The sequence below is a fragment of the Blautia sp. HA9023 genome (assembly GCF_056504095.1).
Map to the genome: position 1 here is coordinate 433,934 of NZ_JBWLUR010000008.1, position 18,928 is coordinate 452,861.

At 44.1% G+C, this 18,928-nt stretch carries 16 protein-coding genes; 11 read left to right on the plus strand and 5 right to left on the minus strand.

Annotation, left to right across the window (positions count from 1 at the left end; genetic code table 11):
• Positions 1-10 precede the first annotated feature (10 nt).
• The 5 genes from AC04Q6_RS12005 (at position 11) to AC04Q6_RS12025 (ending at position 7,517) form a co-directional block, all read left to right on the plus strand.
• Positions 11-913, plus strand: a complete 903-nt coding sequence (locus tag AC04Q6_RS12005; RefSeq protein WP_119247766.1) for an undecaprenyl-diphosphate phosphatase — start codon at positions 11-13, stop codon at positions 911-913.
• A 39-nt stretch (positions 914-952) separates the two neighbouring features.
• Positions 953-1,879 carry an SPOR domain-containing protein gene (locus AC04Q6_RS12010; protein ID WP_178703918.1) on the plus strand — a complete coding sequence of 309 codons (927 nt, stop codon included), beginning with the start codon at positions 953-955 and terminating at the stop codon, positions 1,877-1,879.
• Between the two features lie 17 nt (positions 1,880-1,896).
• Positions 1,897-3,558, plus strand: coding sequence for a CDP-glycerol glycerophosphotransferase family protein (locus AC04Q6_RS12015; RefSeq protein WP_021976701.1), 1,662 nt, complete (start codon positions 1,897-1,899; stop codon positions 3,556-3,558).
• Positions 3,559-3,643: 85 nt separating this feature from the next.
• Complete coding sequence (locus AC04Q6_RS12020) at positions 3,644-6,406, plus strand: CDP-glycerol glycerophosphotransferase family protein (RefSeq protein ID WP_476389694.1); 2,763 nt, start codon at positions 3,644-3,646, stop codon at positions 6,404-6,406.
• A gap of 16 nt (positions 6,407-6,422) precedes the next feature.
• On the plus strand, positions 6,423-7,517 hold the full coding sequence (locus AC04Q6_RS12025) for an acyltransferase family protein (protein WP_181989037.1): 1,095 nt from the start codon (positions 6,423-6,425) through the stop codon (positions 7,515-7,517).
• 114 nt (positions 7,518-7,631) lie between these two features.
• Here the strand turns inward: AC04Q6_RS12025 and AC04Q6_RS12030 are convergent, their stop codons facing one another.
• Both AC04Q6_RS12030 and AC04Q6_RS12035 read right to left on the minus strand, forming a co-directional pair.
• A complete protein-coding gene (locus AC04Q6_RS12030) occupies positions 7,632-8,552 on the minus strand; it encodes a substrate-binding domain-containing protein (protein ID WP_119247768.1) in 921 nt (306 codons plus the stop codon).
• Positions 8,545-8,757, minus strand: coding sequence for a TOBE domain-containing protein (locus AC04Q6_RS12035; RefSeq protein ID WP_118062004.1), 213 nt, complete (start codon positions 8,755-8,757; stop codon positions 8,545-8,547). The genes AC04Q6_RS12030 and AC04Q6_RS12035 overlap by 8 nt, the downstream gene beginning before the upstream one ends.
• A gap of 192 nt (positions 8,758-8,949) precedes the next feature.
• Here AC04Q6_RS12035 and modA point away from each other — a divergent pair, with 192 nt between their 5' ends.
• The 3 genes from modA (at position 8,950) to AC04Q6_RS12050 (ending at position 11,661) form a co-directional block, all read left to right on the plus strand.
• A complete protein-coding gene (gene modA, locus AC04Q6_RS12040) occupies positions 8,950-9,852 on the plus strand; it encodes a molybdate ABC transporter substrate-binding protein (protein ID WP_119247787.1) in 903 nt (300 codons plus the stop codon).
• A 64-nt stretch (positions 9,853-9,916) separates the two neighbouring features.
• Positions 9,917-10,612, plus strand: a complete 696-nt coding sequence (gene modB, locus AC04Q6_RS12045; protein WP_119247769.1) for a molybdate ABC transporter permease subunit — start codon at positions 9,917-9,919, stop codon at positions 10,610-10,612.
• A complete protein-coding gene (locus AC04Q6_RS12050) occupies positions 10,612-11,661 on the plus strand; it encodes an ATP-binding cassette domain-containing protein (protein ID WP_476389695.1) in 1,050 nt (349 codons plus the stop codon). Before modB ends, AC04Q6_RS12050 begins: the two co-directional genes overlap by 1 nt.
• A gap of 85 nt (positions 11,662-11,746) precedes the next feature.
• On the opposite strand, the gene AC04Q6_RS12055 is transcribed toward AC04Q6_RS12050, so the two are convergent.
• Both AC04Q6_RS12055 and AC04Q6_RS12060 read right to left on the minus strand, forming a co-directional pair.
• Positions 11,747-12,832 (minus strand): PucR family transcriptional regulator, encoded by a 1,086-nt coding sequence (locus AC04Q6_RS12055; protein WP_119247771.1) that lies wholly within the window; start codon positions 12,830-12,832, stop codon positions 11,747-11,749.
• 109 nt (positions 12,833-12,941) lie between these two features.
• Complete coding sequence (locus AC04Q6_RS12060; RefSeq protein WP_118061999.1) at positions 12,942-14,057, minus strand: ABC transporter ATP-binding protein; 1,116 nt, start codon at positions 14,055-14,057, stop codon at positions 12,942-12,944.
• Between the two features lie 337 nt (positions 14,058-14,394).
• Here AC04Q6_RS12060 and AC04Q6_RS12065 point away from each other — a divergent pair, with 337 nt between their 5' ends.
• The 3 genes from AC04Q6_RS12065 to AC04Q6_RS12075 all read left to right on the plus strand — a co-directional run bounded on the left by AC04Q6_RS12065 (position 14,395) and on the right by AC04Q6_RS12075 (position 17,553).
• Complete coding sequence (locus AC04Q6_RS12065) at positions 14,395-14,853, plus strand: transcriptional repressor (protein ID WP_021976235.1); 459 nt, start codon at positions 14,395-14,397, stop codon at positions 14,851-14,853.
• 265 nt (positions 14,854-15,118) lie between these two features.
• Positions 15,119-15,463, plus strand: coding sequence for a DUF6110 family protein (locus AC04Q6_RS12070; protein ID WP_021976234.1), 345 nt, complete (start codon positions 15,119-15,121; stop codon positions 15,461-15,463).
• A 14-nt stretch (positions 15,464-15,477) separates the two neighbouring features.
• A complete protein-coding gene (locus AC04Q6_RS12075; protein ID WP_118061998.1) occupies positions 15,478-17,553 on the plus strand; it encodes a heavy metal translocating P-type ATPase in 2,076 nt (691 codons plus the stop codon).
• A 202-nt stretch (positions 17,554-17,755) separates the two neighbouring features.
• Here AC04Q6_RS12075 and AC04Q6_RS12080 read toward each other — a convergent pair whose 3' ends face one another.
• The gene (locus AC04Q6_RS12080; RefSeq protein ID WP_021976224.1) at positions 17,756-18,703 is read right to left on the minus strand and encodes an AraC family transcriptional regulator; all 948 of its coding nucleotides are present in this window, start codon (positions 18,701-18,703) and stop codon (positions 17,756-17,758) included.
• Between the last annotated feature and the right edge of the window lie 225 nt (positions 18,704-18,928).

Consider the following 18,928-nt stretch of genomic DNA (forward strand, 5'->3'; position numbering starts at 1 on the left):
AGGAGTTTGTATGAGCTTTATAGAATTGCTGAAGGTTATCCTTCTTGGTATCGTGGAGGGAATTACAGAGTGGCTTCCCATCAGCAGTACCGGCCACATGATCCTGGTAGATGAATTTATCAAGCTGAATGTATCTGATGCATTTATGGAATTCTTCCTGGTTGTCATCCAGCTTGGTGCGATCATGGCAGTTGTCGTATTGTACTGGAGTAAGCTGTGGCCTTTTTACATAAGAAAAATCCCGAAAAAAACACAGATGGCACTGCGTAAACAGCCGGCAGTATCCAGAGCAATCCTTACATTTGTGGAGAAATACTGTGACAAGGAGAAATGGATCCTGTGGTTCAAGATCCTGGTAGCATGTCTGCCGACGATCATCATCGCACTTCCATTTAATGATATCATTGAAGAGAAATTTTATAATTATGTTGTAGTTGCGATCACACTGATCGTATATGGTGTTCTGTTTATTGTGATCGAGAATTACAATAAACGTCGCAGACCAGCCTGTACCAGCCTGGAGGATCTTACCTTTAAAACGGCGCTGATCATTGGCTGTTTCCAGGTGCTTTCCGTAATCCCGGGAACTTCCCGCTCCGGATCTACCATTATCGGAGGAATCCTCGCCGGAACTTCCCGTACTGTTGCGGCTGAGTTTACCTTTTTCCTGGCAATTCCGGTTATGTTTGGCGCAAGTTTTCTGAAGCTTGTGAAATTCGGTTTTGCCTTCAGCTCTACAGAGTTGATCATCCTGATCGTAGGTGTACTGGTATCTTTTGTGGTATCTATCCTGGCGATCAAATTCCTGATGGGATATATCAAGAAACATGATTTCAAGGCATTTGGATGGTACAGAATCATTCTTGGAATCCTGGTTCTCGGATATTTTATCGGAAAAACGTTACTTGCATAAAACAAATATGTATAAACAGTAATTCTGGAGGTAATTATTATGAAATATAAGAAAATTATGATCGCACTGGCAGCAACTGCAGCACTGAGCGCAGCCGGATGCGGAAGCTCATCAAAAGACACCGTGGAAGTAACACCGACACCGGTTCCGACAGCCGCACCGACTTCAACACCGGCAACAGCCAGTCCGCTGCCGACTTCAACACCGGCACCGAAGCTTATTGGTGTGAAGACAAGTACCGCGAAATTTGTTTATCTCTCAAACAGCACCAAGGGTGAAGTGCGAGAGATCTATCTCCGTGCAGCCGGTGGATCAGAATGGGGTAAGAATCTGGTTCCGGCAGAGTCTACGATCAAGGCAGCAGAACAGGTACAGATGTATTACACACCGGAATCCGCCACAGATGCTATTTATGATATGAAGATCGTGGATGGAGACGGAAACGCATATGAGATCTACAGTGTGGAACTGGGAGATATGGAGAGTGCGAAGCTGATGATCGACAACGGATCTGCATATCTGACTTATATGAGTCTCAGCGAGAAGAGCGAGAAGAGCACACAGGGAAATGTGGAAACGGATAACAGTGAGAATACAGATAGCACAGATTCTACAGACAGTACAACGGATTCTTCTGATGCAACCGATTCTTCTTCTGACAGCAGCACAGATAACAGTGATAACAGCAGTGATTACGATAACAGTGATAATGGAAGTTACGACGGCGGAGACGATGGAAGTGATGACAGCAGTGATAACGGAAATTATGACAATGGTGACGGTGATGACGGCAATGATAATTATGACAATGGAGACAGCGGCGATTCCGATAACAGCGATGATGGCGGTTATGTAGATGACGGTGATAACAGCGGAAACGGAGACGAAGTGATCGATGACAGCGGCAGCGATGGCGGAAACGGAGACATTATCTGGGATGATAATGGAGACTGGTCAGAGCAATAAGCGATACAGGTGGAAATATGCAGGATTTCAAGGAAGCTTCGGCTGAGATCAAAGTAAAAACCAAAAGATTTTCCCTGAAAAAAGGAACCATAAAGATCTGTTTTGAACTGCCGGAGGAAAAGGGACAGATCCGGTCTTTGAAACTGAAACTGCGAAATGAGATCATGGATGTCAGCTATCCGTTTATACTACACACGAGATCCAGAGGAAACAGAACTGTCTATCGGGCGGAGATCAATGTAAATGCCTATCCTATGGAGCGGGCATTCTGGGATGTTGTGGCTGTTGTTGACAGCGGCAGTGGGGAAACTTATGATGCGATCCTGGGTGGATTAAGTATATTTCTGAAACTGAAACTGATCTTTTTTCCAAGATGGACAAGAACAAATGGCGGAAATATGATCTATCCCTTTGTCAACGGGAAGCGGCAGTTTAATCTTCAATACCGGAAATATGACCGAAAATACGACAGCTATCTGTTCCTTATGAAAGAATTTCTGGCTCTTTTGTGTTATTTTATCCTGAAGCCCTACTGGGACCATAAGAAATTGTGGCTTGTAGGCGAGAAATACTGCACGATGGCACAGGACAACGGTTTTTATTTCTTCCGGTACTGTATGGAACAGGTACCGGAAGAACAACGAAAAAAGATCCTTTATGTAATAGATAAAAATAGTCCGGATTATCAGGCTGTAAAGGAATATGAACCGAATGTGATCCAGTTCATGTCATTTAAATACATGATCTATCTCAGTGCGGCTCAGTATCTTATTTCCACAGATGCGATCCGGCATTTTTATATCTGGGATTCTCCGATCAGTGTTTATAAGCTTCAGTATCAGGCCAGAAAAAATATTATTTTTTTGCAGCATGGTGTCACCGCATTTAAACAGTGCCATAAAACCTATCGCAAAAACTGTGGAAACCAGATGGCGTTGTTTGTGGTAACTTCAGAACCGGAGCAGAAGATCATAGAGAAATATTTTGGTTATGATAAGGAAGAAGTGATTGTAACCGGCTTTTCCAGATGGGATGTTCTGGAAGACCGGTCGGACCCTGCACATAAAGAGATCCTTCTGATGCCTACGTGGAGAAACTGGCTGGAAGATATCAGTGAAGAAGCATTCCGTAAAAGTGAATATTATCAGAGATATGAAACACTTTTGCAGGATGAACGGCTGAGGACGATCCTGGAAAGAGAGAATATCACGCTGAATTTTTATATTCATGCCAAGTTTCGGGAGCGTCTCGGAAACTTTTATACGGAGGACAGACACATCCGGCTGATCCCCTTTGGAACTGTGCCGTTAAACCAGCTTCTGATGAGCTGTCATATGCTGATCACAGATTATTCTTCTGTTTCCTGGGAAGTTTATTATCAGGGGAAACCGGTAGTTTTTTATCCTTTTGATCTGGAAACTTACGAGAAGGCCCACGGAAGTTATGTAGATTACAGAAAAGATGTTTTCGGGGATCTGGCATGGACAGAAGAGGAGCTTCTGGATACCATAGAATCCTATGTGAAAAACAACTTCCAGGAGAAACCGGAATATGCAAAGCGAAGAGATACTCTTCTTCCGTACCGGGATCACAATAACAGCAAACGTATTTACGAAGCGATTGTCAGAGCGCACATTCCCAGTAAGCTGAAAAAAAGAAGAAAAGATATAAATTTTTGAGCAGATCAGTTCTCTACGCAGATGCCTGGATAAATAAGCGGTAGAAAGAGTTGTCTGTACCGGGAATGGATAAGATGGGAGAAATATGACCAGAGAAGATGATTTTTCAGTTGTTGTTTTTGCTAAAAATACATCAGGATTATACAGAACATACAGAAATATAAAACAGAATCCACTGGCAGATACCATACAGATCCTGGCGGTACGTGTGGAAGGGAATGCAGATCAGTTCAGCCAGAGTGATCTGAAAGAACTGCAGCTTCTTGGAGAAAAGGAGAAAACTCTTCAGGCACAGGCGATGGATGAGAAATTTGGTCCATTTCAAATGAAAGATAAGCGTTTTCGGGAAATGCTGAAAGATCCGAAACTGATCTATATTGACGGATCAGAGTGTCAGGATATTGTCAGTGAACTTTACAGTCAGATTACCGGAACTTATATTACATTTGTAAGAGGCGGAAATGGTTTTTCAAAAGAGGCATTCCGGGAACTGCAGCGCTGCTTTCAGGAAGAAGGCAGTGATGTAGCTGTGATAAAAATTGACGGAAAAGACAGTTTGCCGGTAAAAGAGCATAATAATTACTGTGACTCTTTTGGAAAAGATGCAACACTGGACGATCATGCCTGTCTGTTGCATCAGATGTATCCGGCATATACATTTGTTACAGAAAAACTGAAATGGACAAAAGAAATCAGAAAGGATACCTGGTATCTGGATATCATGGAAATGGTATACAGAAATGCGGTATCCTGCGGGAAAATTTCGGTAATTTCCGGGGAAAATGCCCGGGTGCAGATTCCTGCGGAGCATTTTATCAGGGATGAATGGGAGAATCTTATACAGGATACTAAGCAGACAGGGATGTTTTACGAGCGTTTTTTGAAAAGGCTTGAAGAATACAGAAAGCAGGGAAAAATCCGGTTTGTGAAGAATGGTGATTATGTGCTTCTGTATTATTATACAAAACTGGCAGAAGTGATATTCCGGAATCCGGAACATGTGGAGCTGATTTCCTATGAAAGAAATATTGATGAATTTCTGAAACATCTGGAATTTCCGGAACTTATCATATTCAGCCATCACATAGGAAGAGAAAATAAACTTTATCTGCTTCATAAATATTTTCCGGATATAAATAAAAGATATCCCAGACAGACAGAGGCTGTTATGGATTCAGAACAGGATGAGCTGAATGTCAGGATTTTCCAGCTTACAGATGAGGGAATACACTGTGAGTTTTCGGTTGTGGAACCATGGATGAGGAACCGGGAGTTCTGCATGATAACCGGAGAACGAAGATATAAAGCAGTCTGGAGATATACACTGGATCGATTCGGGTGGTGCAGGAAGGAAACAGCGACAGAGAAGCTGTATCTGGTGGATATTCCTTATGGGGGAATTCACGATTCTGTTTGCTGGGCGGAAAAAGAGCAGGGTCATATCAGGAAGATGTATAATGTTTCTTACGGAAAATATACACCATTTGCCAAAGAGGTTCCTCTTTTTCTGCATGTAAGGGGAATGCTGTTGCTGCCTGCCGGAAAAAAAAGATCCATTTCTTCACTGGAAGAACAGAACGAAGATCAAATCCAGGAGCAATATGAGATCTGTGTAAAACCTTATCGAATAGGCAGGACCCTGATACTTGGATGGAAACGTGACCGTGCTTTACTGTTACAGGGACTTCCCGGAAAAAAAGCCTTTTTTGTACGCTGGCTCTGTGCATGGAAACGTGCAAGGAAGAAAAAACAGATCTGGCTGTTCTCGGATCGAGTCAACCGGGGAGATGATAACGGAGAGGTTATGTTCCGCTATGTCTGTGAAAATCCGGTTTCCGGGGTGAAACCATATTTTGTTATCAGTAAAAATACACCGGAGAGCCGGGAACTGGTGAAACTTGGAAAAATTGTGGAGCCTTTTTCCTGGAATCACAAAATCCTGTTTCTTCTGAATGATCTTTCTCTTTCTTCTCAGGCAAATAAGACCGTAGTGAATCCATTTGGAAGTTTCGAGTATCTTTACCGGGATCTGATGTACAATAAGAAACTGGTATTTTTGCAGCATGGAGTGACGAAAGATAATCAGTCTCAGTGGCTGAATAAATATAACCGGAATCTGTTTGGGTTTGTGGTAAATACGAAGCAGGAGTATGATTCCATATTCAATTATGATTATTATTATCCGGCAAAGAATGTATGGCTTACTGGTATGCCAAGATTTGACAGGCTGGTCCATGCGGAACGGAAATACGTGACGATTATGCCTACCTGGCGAAAAAGTCTTTCCTCCGGAACCGATGACAGAGGTGTGTGGAAGCTTGGAGAAGAATTCGTCCACAGTGAATATTTTTGCTTTTATAATGATCTTCTGAACAGTGAAAAGCTTCTGAAAGCTTCTGAAAAATATGGTTACACTATCTGCTTTATGCCACATCCGAATACTGTTGATGGACTGCATCTGTTCCGAAGAGATCCCAGGGTGAAATTTCTGGATAGCTCCAGTTCCTACAGAGAGATTTTTGCGCAGACAGATCTGATGGTCACGGATTATTCTTCGGTTGCATTTGACTTTGCGTATTTAAGGAAGCCGATCGTGTATACACAGTTTGACAGAGAGAGCTTTTTCAACGGTTCCCATTCCTACACAGAGGGATATTTTGATTATGAGAGGGACGGATTTGGAGAGGTGGAAGATACACTGGAAGGAACGGTAGAACGGATCATTGAATATATGGCTTCTGACTGTCAGATAAAAGAGAAATATCTGAAGCGAATGGAGGATACATTTGCATTTAATGACCGTAACTGCTGCAGGCGGGTATACAAAAAAATCATGGAAAACATGTAATATAAAGGAGAAAATTTTGGAAAAGGAAAAAACAGTCCGATTTGATAAATACACTTCCCAGGCGATGAAAGGGATTGCCATAGTGATGATGCTGTTTCATCATCAGTATCTTTCAAGAAAGCGCTTTGAGGGATTTACGGTATCTTTTGCGCCATTTGCGGATGATACCATGATCTATATGTGCAGTGTATTTAAGATTTGTGTGCCGATCTATGCTTTTATTTCCGGATACGGACTATATTTAAGTTATCGTAAGAAGCGCTCTGCGCCTGTGAGATGGACTGCCGGCCGGCTGGTCAAAACCATGTCCGGGTTCTGGATCATCTGGATCTTATCTGCGGTTATTTTTCAGGGCATGTTCGGATACGTATCAAAAGTATATTTTTCAGGCGGAAGCAGAATCGAAGGTCTGGCAGCTATGGGGCTTGATTTTCTGGGGCTTCATAGCCTGTTTGGTACAGTAACCATGAATGGAACCTGGTGGTATATGAGCGCTGCGGTGATCTTTGTGATCCTGGTTCCACTGGTCATGAAAAATGAAGACTGTCTTCCGATGATCCTTGCGCTGGTTGTGGCAGTTCCCCATATGCTATCACTGAAGATCATGGGAGAAACCAATGTATATTCTTTTATTCCTGTATTTCTTATGGGAATGTGTGCAGCAAAGTATGAGCTGGCTGACCGGTGGCTGCAGGTGTGGAACCGGGGACCGAAGAAGATCATGAAATTTTTGTTGGAGGTGCTGATATTATTTGTTCTGTACAAAGTATATGGGAAATTACCGGGATCTGTATATAATGAGATCCGCTGGGGGATTTTTCCGATTATTGTGATCGCATTTTGCAGCGAGTTTATCACAGTGATCCCGGGAATCCGCCAGGTACTGTTATTCCTTGGAAAACATTCCATGAATATTTTTCTGATACATACATTTATAAGACATTATTTCTGGAGTGATTTTATTTATTCCTTTGGTCATTTTGTGGTAAATGTTCTGGTACTGCTGGGAATTTCTCTGGCAGTGTCCATTGTGCTGGAATGGCTGAAAAATATAACCGGTTACAACCGCCTGATTCGGAATATCTGTGAAAAAATTGAACTAACTGTATAAAAGCATAAAAAGTCCTGAACTTTGATAAGTGCCTTATTTACCGGACAAAGAAGATGTCCGGGATTCTGGCATAGATCAATGCTCAGGACTTTTTTGTGCATAAATAACAGACTCTCAGATAGAAAAAATTTCTCCTGTATGAGTGGTATCATATCCGGTCTGGAGTGCCAGTGTGCGGCGAAAATTCTCTGAAGAGATCGTTTCGGTCACTGCCTGAAAACCGGGAGTATCCAGATTTTCGGAATGCATGATCAGATAAAGTGTCTCCTGTGTAAGGGGGAGAAACGTAAGTTCCGGGAAACTTCTTACAGCATAACTTTCTCCAAGTGCAACATCTGCCTGCCCACCGGCAACCGCGGCAGCTGTGGAATAGTCGGAAACAAGCTCATTACGGTAACCGGATATGGATTCCGGAGAAATACCGGAAGATTTCAGGGTGCGGTCAAGAAGAACCCTGCGGCTGCTTCCTTTTTCGCGGTTTGCAAAAATGATATCCGCTCTTGTAAGATCCGGAAAGTCATGAATATTCCGTGGATTCCCCTTTTTTACATAAAAGCCCATGGGATACTGGCAGAAGAGAAGGGCTGTAAGAGAAAGTCCGGGTACCAGACTGCGGACATCCTCAGGAGCTGCTGCGGCACAGGCAATATGGACTTTTTCAAAATAGAGGGAATACAGGCCATTGTAGGTATTCATATGTGATTGCAGCACAGGAAGGTTCCCAGGTGTGGAAGGCAGCTGATTCAGAAGAAGATCCAGCGCCGGAGATGCCTGTCCGCTGATGATCAGTCCGCTGGAGTGAAGCAGATAATCTCTTTTCAGAAGGGAACTTTCCGGTTGATAATCAAGGTGCTGGGCGGAGACACTGTTTTTCGCCGCTCCGTTCAGATACAGGGACAGCTGATCTTCACTGACTCGCAGCTGTTTACCGATTTTGGAAGAGGAAAGCTCCCCGCGTTTGATCAGTTCGTATACGGTTGTTTTTTTGATCTTTAATTTATCGGCGACTTCCTGGGCTGTGTAGAATTTATTCATCGATTCCCACCATAACACTGGTTGCTTTGATGACAGCGTAAGCGTCAGATCCAACTTTCAGTCCCAGTTCTTCCACAGCGGCACAGGAAATGGTTGCTGTGATAATATTTCCTCCGCCAATATCGATGGAAACAATGGAATTTACGGCTCCTTTGTTGATATTGATAACTTTTCCTTTTAACTGATTTCGTGCACTGAGTTTCATAAAAAAATCTCCTTATCTTTTAAGATCCTGATGTTGCAGTGAAAACTGCTCGGTATATTTTATGATAGCATGTGTATGAAAAAACAGCAATGGCCTTACGCTTGACAAGAAACATTCATTTGGGTAAAATTAAATGAAACCATTCAAAACTGAATGAAACTGAACGAAACAAAAAAGGAGAGAAACAAAAAGATGAAGAAAAAAATCTTAGCGGCTCTTACAGCAGGAATCCTGACAACAGGCCTTCTGACCGGAAATGTCTTTGCGGCAGATACAGAGGTGAAAGGTGATGAGAATCTGAAAGGTGAGGTTTACGCTTTTATCGCAGCCAGCCTCAGCAATTCCATGGAAGAGATCCAGAAAGATTTCAATGAACTTTATCCGAATGTGACAATCTACTACAGCGCAGACAGCTCAGGTACACTGCAGACACAGATTGAGGAAGGCGCACGCTGCGATCTTTTCTTTTCAGCAGCAGATAAACAGATGGATGCCCTCACAGAGGAGAAACTGACAAAAGAGGACACCGTTGTTGACCTTCTTGAGAATAAAGTTGTTCTGATTAAACCAAAGGACGGAGAGACAAAGGTAACAGGATTTGAGAACATCACAGATGCCGAGAATATGGCGCTTGCAGGTGAGGATGTTCCGGTTGGACAGTACTCCCGTGAGATTTTCAACAACCTTGGAATCATGGATGATGTAAACGAGATGGAGATCAACGAGTGCAAGAACGTAACAGATGTACTTGCTGCAGTCAGTGAGGGAAGTAATGAAGTTGGTGTAGTATATGCGACAGATGCTGCATCTGTTGCGGATAAAGTAGAGATTATTGCAGAGGCACCGGCAGACAGCCTTCAGACTCCGGTTCTTTATCCGGTAGGACTTATTGAGGATAAAGAAGCATCTGAGGATGACACCAAGGCAGCAGAGGCATTCCTGGATTATGTAGAATCTGACGCTGCAATCAAGGTATTTGAGGACTATGGATTCACAGCATATAAGGCTGAAGATTCCAAAGAAGATGCAGAAGATTCCGCAGACAGCACTGAGGCTGAGGACAGCACAGACTCTACAGGCAGTACCTCCAAATAATCATTATGCAGAAAACCGGCAGTAATTTCTGGAAATGCCATAAACGCCGGTGCAGGAATGAACGATGACAGAATTTTTGAAAGAAATAAACTGGAGTCCTCTTTGGATTTCCTTAAAAACAGGTCTGGTGGCTACCGTGATCGCCTTTTTTCTGGGGGTATTCTGCGCCCGTAAGATCATGAAACTGAAACCGGGAGCAAGAGCAGTACTGGACGGTATCTTTACCCTTCCCCTGGTACTTCCGCCTACAGTGGCAGGATTTTTTCTGCTTCTGATTTTCAGCCTGAAAAGACCCCTTGGAAGTTTTCTTCTGGACAATTTTGATATTAAGATCGTACAGAACTGGAAGGGGTGTGTGATCGCGGCTGCAGTGATTGCGTTTCCACTGATGTACCGCAATGCACGTGCTGCGTTTGAACAGGTGGACGTGAATCTGATTTACGCGGGCCAGACATTGGGGATGAGCGATAACCGGATTTTCTGGAAGGTGGTTATGCCTGCGGCAGGACCTGGAATTGCTTCCGGAACGGTACTGGCTTTTGCACGTGCCATCGGTGAGTATGGAGCAACCTCTATGCTTGCCGGAAATATCCTTGGAAAAACAAGAACGGTTTCGGTGGCCATAGCTGCAGAGACCGCAGCCGGAAACTATGGAACTGCAGGCTTCTGGGTCGTTGTGATTGTGCTGATTTCCTTTGTGATTGTAGCACTGATCAACATTGTATCCGGAAGAGGAATGAAGACAAGAAGGTGGATCTGATGGCAGTCAGTGTAAATATCGAAAAGAATTTCCGGGATTTTTCCCTGAAAGTACAATTTGAGGGCAGCTCGGCAGCCATCGGGCTTCTTGGAGCATCCGGCAGCGGAAAGAGCATGACACTGCGGTGTATAGCAGGAATTGAAACTCCGGATCGGGGAAAAATCGTAATTAACGGAAAAACAGTCTTTGATTCAGAAGCAGGAATCAATCTGAAGCCACAGAAGCGGCAGATTGGCTACCTCTTCCAGAATTATGCATTATTTCCGACTATGACGGTAGAGCAGAATATCCGCTGTGGTTACCGTGGAGAAAAATCTTTTGCACAGGAAAAAGTGTCGGATCTGATCCGGCGATATCATCTGGAGGGCCTGGAAAAACGTCTTCCATCCCAGCTTTCCGGCGGGCAGCAGCAGCGAGTGGCACTGGCCAGAATGATGATCGGGGAACCGGAAGCCATTCTTCTGGATGAGCCGTTTTCCGCACTGGATGGATATCTGAAAGATGTGCTTCAGAGGGAAATGCAGGATTTTCTTCAGGATTATCCAGGCGATATGATCCTTGTAACTCACAGCAGAGATGAGGCCTATAAATTCTGTAAAGAGCTTTCTGTTGTGGACGGGGGACGGATCCTTGTAACTGATGAAACGAAACGGCTGTTTGAGAATCCAAGAATGCTGGAAGCGGCAAAACTTACCGGATGTAAGAACTTTTCAGCGGTCCAGCAGCTGGGAGAACATGAAATTTATGCCACGGACTGGAAAATAAAACTTCATACAGCAGAAAAAGTGGCAGAAGATATTACTCACGTGGGAATTCGCGGACACTGGATCAGGCCGGAAGATAAGCCGGGAGAGAATTGTCTGGAAGTACAGGTGGACGAGTATATCGAAACAACTTTTGAACATCAGTATATGATTCGCAGGAAAGGTGAGGAGGCAGCGGCCGGTTTGTGGTGGATGCGGCCGAAAAACAGTTTCAGAGAGGATCCGAACAGGGGTCTTCCGAAATATCTGTATCTTCCGCCGGAACACCTGATGTTGCTGAAATAAAAATATCTCTGCAATAAAATCCCGGAAATATCCGTCAGGTATTTCCGGGATTTTTTTTGTAGTGTGTTCTATTTTTCTGAGATATTTATTTTCCGTGATTCCGGGAGTAGGTAATGTAATCCGATACCATCATGGCAAGCTTAAAGGCCAGCGCATCTTCGAAGGTACGGATATCCAGCCCGAATCGTTTCTGAAGCTTTTCAAAGCGGTACACCAGAGTATTTCTGTGCACATAAAGCTGTCTGGATGTCTCGGAAAGATTCAGGTTGTTTTCAAAGAAAGTGCGGATGATATTCAGCGTTTCATCATCAATAGAATCCAGAGATTCCTCTCCGAAAATTTCACCTACGAACATGTCACATACCTGAGTCGGAAGCTGATAGATCAGACGGCCAATACCAAGGCGGTTGTAACCGAAGACATTTTTGTCCGCGTAAAAGATTTTTCCGACTTCCAGGGCAGTACGTGCTTCTTTATAGGCATCAGAAAGCTGCATGATATCGTCAGCAACATTGCTGTAGGAAACCCAGGCAGAAGTCATAGCCTCCGTATTCAGCATATCCACAAGCATGCAGGCAATACCGTTAAGTTCCTCGTAGCTCTCTGTACTCTGAAGTTCACGGACAACAATAATGCCGGAATCATCCAGGGCAGTGATAAAGTCACGTGTCCGGGCCGAAAAGATATTCCGGATGGTTGCCAGAGCGTTTTCGTCTTTATGCTGCTTGGTTTCCACAAGAAAGACTGCACGGCGGACAGAAGGTGCAATGTGGAGGCGGGCAGCTTTGTTGAAAGCTTCCACCTGAGAATAGCGGTCCAGAAGAAGGTTCTGCATAAAGGAGTTTTTGTCCGTTTTTTCCGCATAGGCAGTAAGAAGACTTTCGACCTGGCAGACCGCAAGTTCTCCGATGGTGGAAGCGGAGTCTGTGGAACCCCATACCGTCAGAAGCATATCTCCGGATGCGCCGTTTAATTTGTAGATGCTGCAGGAACGGTTGGAAATACATAAAGCAGGATCTTCACGGAACTGGATAAGCTTTTCGGCAGATGGCAGCTTTCTGTCTCCGGTGGAAGCAAAAACCTGATTATTTTTGTCCAGAATACAAAAATCCAGTCCGCTGATCCGGTTCCAGTCATCCAGGCATTTTTGAAGTGTTTGCTGTATTTTCATAAAACTGAGTCCTTTCTGTAGATGAAGTGAAAATTGTGCAGAGGAAAAAAGAAACCCCGGGAAAATATATCCCCCGGGGTTAAATTCATTTTTTGTAATTCGGTAAGAATTAGTTTGTGATGGTAAGCTCTGTCTCTTTGTCGAAGAAGTGAGCTTTCTCCATATCGAATGCGAATCTGATCGGATCACCGGTCTTAGCTGTTGTACGAGGATCAACTCGTGCTGTGATCTGAGTTCCGTCAACATCGAAGTACAGGAATACTTCGGCACCAAGAAGCTCGTAAACTTTAACTACGGAGTTCATCGGTTTGCTTGGGGATGTCTCAAGGAACATCTGAGAATCATGGATATCCTCAGGACGGATACCAAGAACAACTTTCTTTCCAACATAGCCTTTGTCTTTGAGAACTTTAGCTTTAGCTGCAGGAACAATAACCTCATGCTCGTTACCGATTGTAGCGATCATGTTACCGCCTTTTTCGGAGATAACAGCATCAAGGAAGTTCATCTGCGGAGATCCCATGAATCCTGCAACGAAGAGGTTGCCTGGTTTCTGATACAGGTTCTGTGGTGTATCAACCTGCTGAACAACACCGTCTTTCATAACGACGATTCTGGTACCAAGTGTCATAGCCTCTGTCTGGTCATGTGTTACATAGATGATTGTAGCACCAAGTCTCTGATGGATCTTGGAAATCTCGATACGCATCTGTACACGAAGTTTAGCATCCAGGTTGGAAAGAGGCTCATCCATAAGGAATACCTTAGGATTACGAACGATAGCACGTCCCATAGCAACTCGCTGTCTCTGACCACCGGAAAGAGCCTTCGGTTTACGATCAAGAAGTTTGTCAAGGTCAAGGATTCTTGCTGCTTCACGAACAGCTTTGTCAATCTGATCCTTCGGAACTTTACGAAGTTTAAGTCCGAATGCCATGTTATCATAAACAGTCATATGAGGATACAGAGCGTAGTTCTGGAATACCATTGCGATATCACGGTCCTTAGGCTCAACATCGTTCATGACTTTGTCACCGATCTTAAGTGTACCACCGCTGATCTCCTCAAGACCTGCGATCATACGAAGTGTTGTGGACTTTCCACATCCAGACGGTCCTACGAAGATGATAAACTCTTTGTCTTCGATTTCAAGGTTGAAATCTTTAACTGCCTGGAAGCCGTTTGGATAAGTTTTATTAATGTGAGATAATGATAAACTTGCCATTGTTGTTTCCCTCCAAAATTAATATATTGTTTTTTACGTAATTTCCTTTGCTGGTTAACAGTATATCGAAAATGGAGGAAAAGAGCTAGAGCTGAATCGTACAAAGTTTCCGGCAGTTTCTTGTCATTCTGACGAAAAAACGAAAGGGGATTTTTCGTCATTTTGTCAAAACGACGGTTTCATATGGATAGATTCACGAATTATTATACTGCATTCCGGCGAAATCCTCAATATTATAAAAAAATCCAAAACAAGTTATTTACAGCTAACCACAGTTGGAGTATACTAACTTATTAGATAAAAGAAAAGTTTTCTCAATAATAAAGGAGGGATCAGAATGCAGAACGCAAAAGCTGAGAAAGAAGAAAAGAGAACAGGATGTTACCGCCATACACAGATGCAGAAAGATCTTATTATAGAGAAGCTGAAAGAACGGGGCTTAAGAATTACCAGACAGAGGAGGATCCTGCTTGATATCATTCTGGAAGGGGAGTGCTCCTGCTGTAAGGAAATTTATTACAGGGCTTCCGCACTGGACCCGAAGATCGGTGTGGCAACGGTATACCGTATGATCAATACGCTGGAGTCCATCGGAGCCATCAGCCGCAAAAATATGTACCGGGTAGCCTGCAGTACCAAAGGGGCCTGCACAGTGGAGCTGGATGATGATACCATCTGCCACCTGTCCGGGCAGAAGCTTAATGAGGTGATCCGTGCGGGACTTCGGGCATGCGGGGAGATCCATGAGCAGAATATCCGCACACTTGCAGTGCTTCCGGTACATGAAGTGGGATAAACACAGCAAGGAGATATTCCCTATATAATAGGAAATAAAGGGTTTGTACAGACTAAAAATTAGAAAAACGAAACTATTAGTAAAACTTAACTGTTAGGGGAAATTAACTGAAAATTCAGCGAATTGTGTTAAATTCACAAAAAAAACACTGGACATTTTTTTACAAGTATTTTATAATGATGAAAATACCGGGGCAGGCATGGGAAATTGTCCACCGGAAATCAGTAAAATGATAAAAATTATATATTTAGGAGGAAAAATTATTATGGTAGATTTTAAATTCAAAAAATCAGGACTTTTTGCAGCAGGTGTTCTTTTTGGAACAGCAGGAATCAAGATCCTTACAAGCAAGGATGCGAAGAAGCTTTACACAGGATGCACAGCAGCCGTTTTAAGAGCTAAGGACTGCATCATGAAAACAGCTACAAGCCTTCAGGAGAACGCGGAGGATATCTACGCTGAGGCTAAGGGAATCAATGAGGAGAGAGCTGCAGCAGAAGAGGCTGTAGAAGATGTTGCAGAGAATGCAGAAGAGACTGCAGATGAGGATGCATTCAAGGAGGCAGCAGAAGAGACAAAAGAAGCAGCAACTGAAGAGACAGCTGAGTAAAGAGGCGATTTCCCGTGAAATTTTATATTAAACATGAGACAAGAGGACGACTTCGTATTCATCTTGCCCAGAAGAGAATGAGTTACGAGCAGGCGGATACTTTGCTGTATTATCTCGAAAATCTTGACGGAGTGGCTTCCGCCAAGGTATATGAGAGAACCTGTGATGCGGTTGTGAATTATCAGGGCAGCCGTGAGGCTGTTATCTGCGGTATCAGAGCATTCCATTATCAGGATGTGGAAGCTCCCCAGCAGGTACTGCAGAGCTCCGGAAGAGCACTGAATGCAGAATATCAGGAGAAACTGATCTCCAAGGTGATCTATCATTTTGGAAGAAAGCTTTTCCTGCCATATCCGTTGAACGCAATTTATACGACAGCAACTTCCCTGAAATATATCTGGAAGGGCATTGATACACTTCTTCACCGCAAGATCGAAGTACCGGTTCTGGATGCCACTGCGATCGGTGTATCCGTACTGCGTCAGGATTTCGGTACTGCAGGTTCCATTATGTTCCTGCTTGGAATCGGAGAAATTCTGGAAGAGTGGACACATAAGAAATCGGTCGGTGATCTTGCAAGAACCATGTCACTGAATGTTGGCAAGGTGTGGCTGAAGAGAGAAGATCAGGAAATTCTTGTAGAATCCAAAGAAGTTCAGCCGGGAGATGAAGTTGTTGTTCGTATGGGTACTGTGATTCCGTTTGACGGAAGCGTTACGGATGGAGAAGCTATGGTGAACCAGGCGTCTCTTACCGGTGAGTCTGTACCTGTATGTAAGAAAGAAGGCAGCGTTGCCTATGCAGGTACCGTTGTGGAGGAAGGTGAGATCACTATCCGGGTGAAGACGGTAGGTGGTTCCAGCCGTTATGACAAGATCGTCACCATGATCGAGGAATCTGAGAAGCTGAAATCTTCCCTGGAAGGCAAGGCAGAGCATCTGGCAGATAAGCTGGTTCCGTATACTCTTGGAGGAACAGCCCTTACATATCTGCTCACCAGAAATGCAACCAAGGCCCTTGCGATCCTGATGGTAGATTTCTCCTGTGCACTGAAGCTTGCAATGCCAATCTCCGTACTGTCCGCGATCCGTGAGGCAGGTACACATAAAGTTACGGTTAAAGGTGGTAAATATCTGGAAGCAATGGCTGATGCAGATACCATCGTATTTGATAAGACCGGAACTCTGACAAAAGCAAAACCAACGGTTGTGGATGTGGTTTCCTTTGATAACAACAATCCGGACGAGATGCTGCGTATTGCCGCATGTATGGAAGAACATTTCCCGCACTCCATGGCCAAGGCCGTTGTCAGTGCAGCCAGAAAGAAACATCTGGCACATGAAGAGATGCATTCCAAGGTTGAATATGTAGTGGCACATGGAATTTCCACTACCATAGAAGAACATAAAGCCGTGATCGGAAGTTATCACTTTGTTTTTGAAGATGAGAAATGTGTGATCCCGGAGGATGGCCAGGAGAAATTCGACAGCATTCCGGAAGAATATTCTCACCTGTATCTGGCTATTGACGGACGTCTTGCAGCTGTGATCTGTATTGAAGATCCACTTCGTGAGGAGGCAAAAGCTTCTGTAGAAGCACTGCGCGCGGCAGGAATCTCCAAGATCGTTATGATGACAGGAGACAGCGAGCGTACAGCAGCAGCTATTGCCAGACGTGTAGGTGTGGATGAATATTATTCCGAGGTACTTCCGGAGGATAAGGCCAACTTCATTGAAAAAGAGAAGGCAGCCGGAAGAAGGGTGATCATGGTAGGTGACGGAATCAATGATTCTCCGGCACTTTCCGCAGCCAATGTCGGTATTGCCATCAGCGATGGCGCTGAGATTGCCCGTGAGATCGCAGACATTACCGTAGGTGCAGATGACCTTCAGGAACTTGTTGTTCTGAAAGAGATCAGTAACGCACTGATGAAGCGCATCAGACGTAATTACCGTTTCATCATTACCTTTAATGCAGGTCTTATCGCCTGTGGCGTTGCAGGAATCCTGCAGCCGACTACATCTGCACTTCTTCACAATACTTCTACACTGGCGATCAGTTTGAAGAGCATGCAGAATCTGCTTCCATAGAAAGTTAACCAAATCAACTGCGGAGCAGTTATTTGGTGTAGAGCTACGTAGCGAAGCGGATTGCGAATATCCGCTTGACATAAATATAAAAGCCGGCCAGGTTATCGAAGAGATAAGATCTTCGTGCCTGGCCGGCTTTTTTCAGGTTGATCAGACGTGTATTGCAGGTATCAGCCTGAAGATGGATCTGAGATGGTAAGTTTTATTCCTGCGGAAAAGGTTCACTTTCCAGCTTCCGTCCGTCCGCCATATGATAGCGTTTCTTTTCGGTATCCGAGCGAAGAGGACGGGTATGCAGGCTCCGGTACCGGGAAGGACTCATGTGATAAAATTTTTCGAAGGTATGTGCAAAATGCTGCCGGCTGTTATATCCGGAAGAAAAGGCAATATCCGTAATGTGAAGAGTGCTGTTGCACAGAAGAAAGGCGGCCTGCTCCATACGCTTGCGGTTGATATAAGTGTTGATGGTACAGCCGTTTTTTTCTGTAAAAAGTGCCTGGAGGTAGGATTTATTGATCCCTGCATATGCGGCAATGGCAGGAATATCGATGTCTTCCAGATAATGTTCATCAATATACCGGAGCGCTTTTTTCAGATAAACACTTCCCTGGGTGTTCCGGCTGGAGCGGGCGCAGAAAGCAAGTTCTGTGAGCATACGGCCAAACAGAAGAAAGAAGAGAAATTCTTCCTCCTTTATCTGATCGGAACTGCGCTGTAAAAAGGTGAGAAGGTCTTTCAGGCTGTATCCGAAATTCCGGGAATCCGTGCCGGAGCAGAATCCCCGGGAGGAGGCAATAAAATTCCAGAACCGGGAAAATCCGGGATCTTTTTTCAGAAGAAGGTCCAGAGAAACCGGGCTTTTTTCGGAGGTGAGGGAAAATTCCAGATTCAGGATCGAGCATGGAAAACCGTCCGGGATCTCAAGCCTGTGCGGGATACCCGGGCGTATAAAGATAAACTGCCCGGATTTCAGCGGAAATTCCATGTCCTGTTCCTCATCCATGCAGAAAACCCGGCAGGAACCGGAAGTAATGTACATGATCTCATAGCTGGAATGTGTGTGATGTTCCATATGATAATACGGCAGGGAAAGGGCATAAAAGGCGGAAATATGAAAATATCTGGAAGAATCCTGAAAAATATCTGGCATGAAAAACCTCCTGAGCATGTGGTGAGATCACGAATATCCATTTGACTCGTATATTCGCAATCCACAGTTGCTGTAATGTCCGTTTTGTGGTCTGTGAACAGTATATCACGTAAAAATAAATGCGACAATATATTGCATTTTTTCATTCAGGGGATGATACCTGTCACCTTGCGGAAAATCCGATGATATACTGAAATCAAGATTACAAAAACGGGAGGATATTTT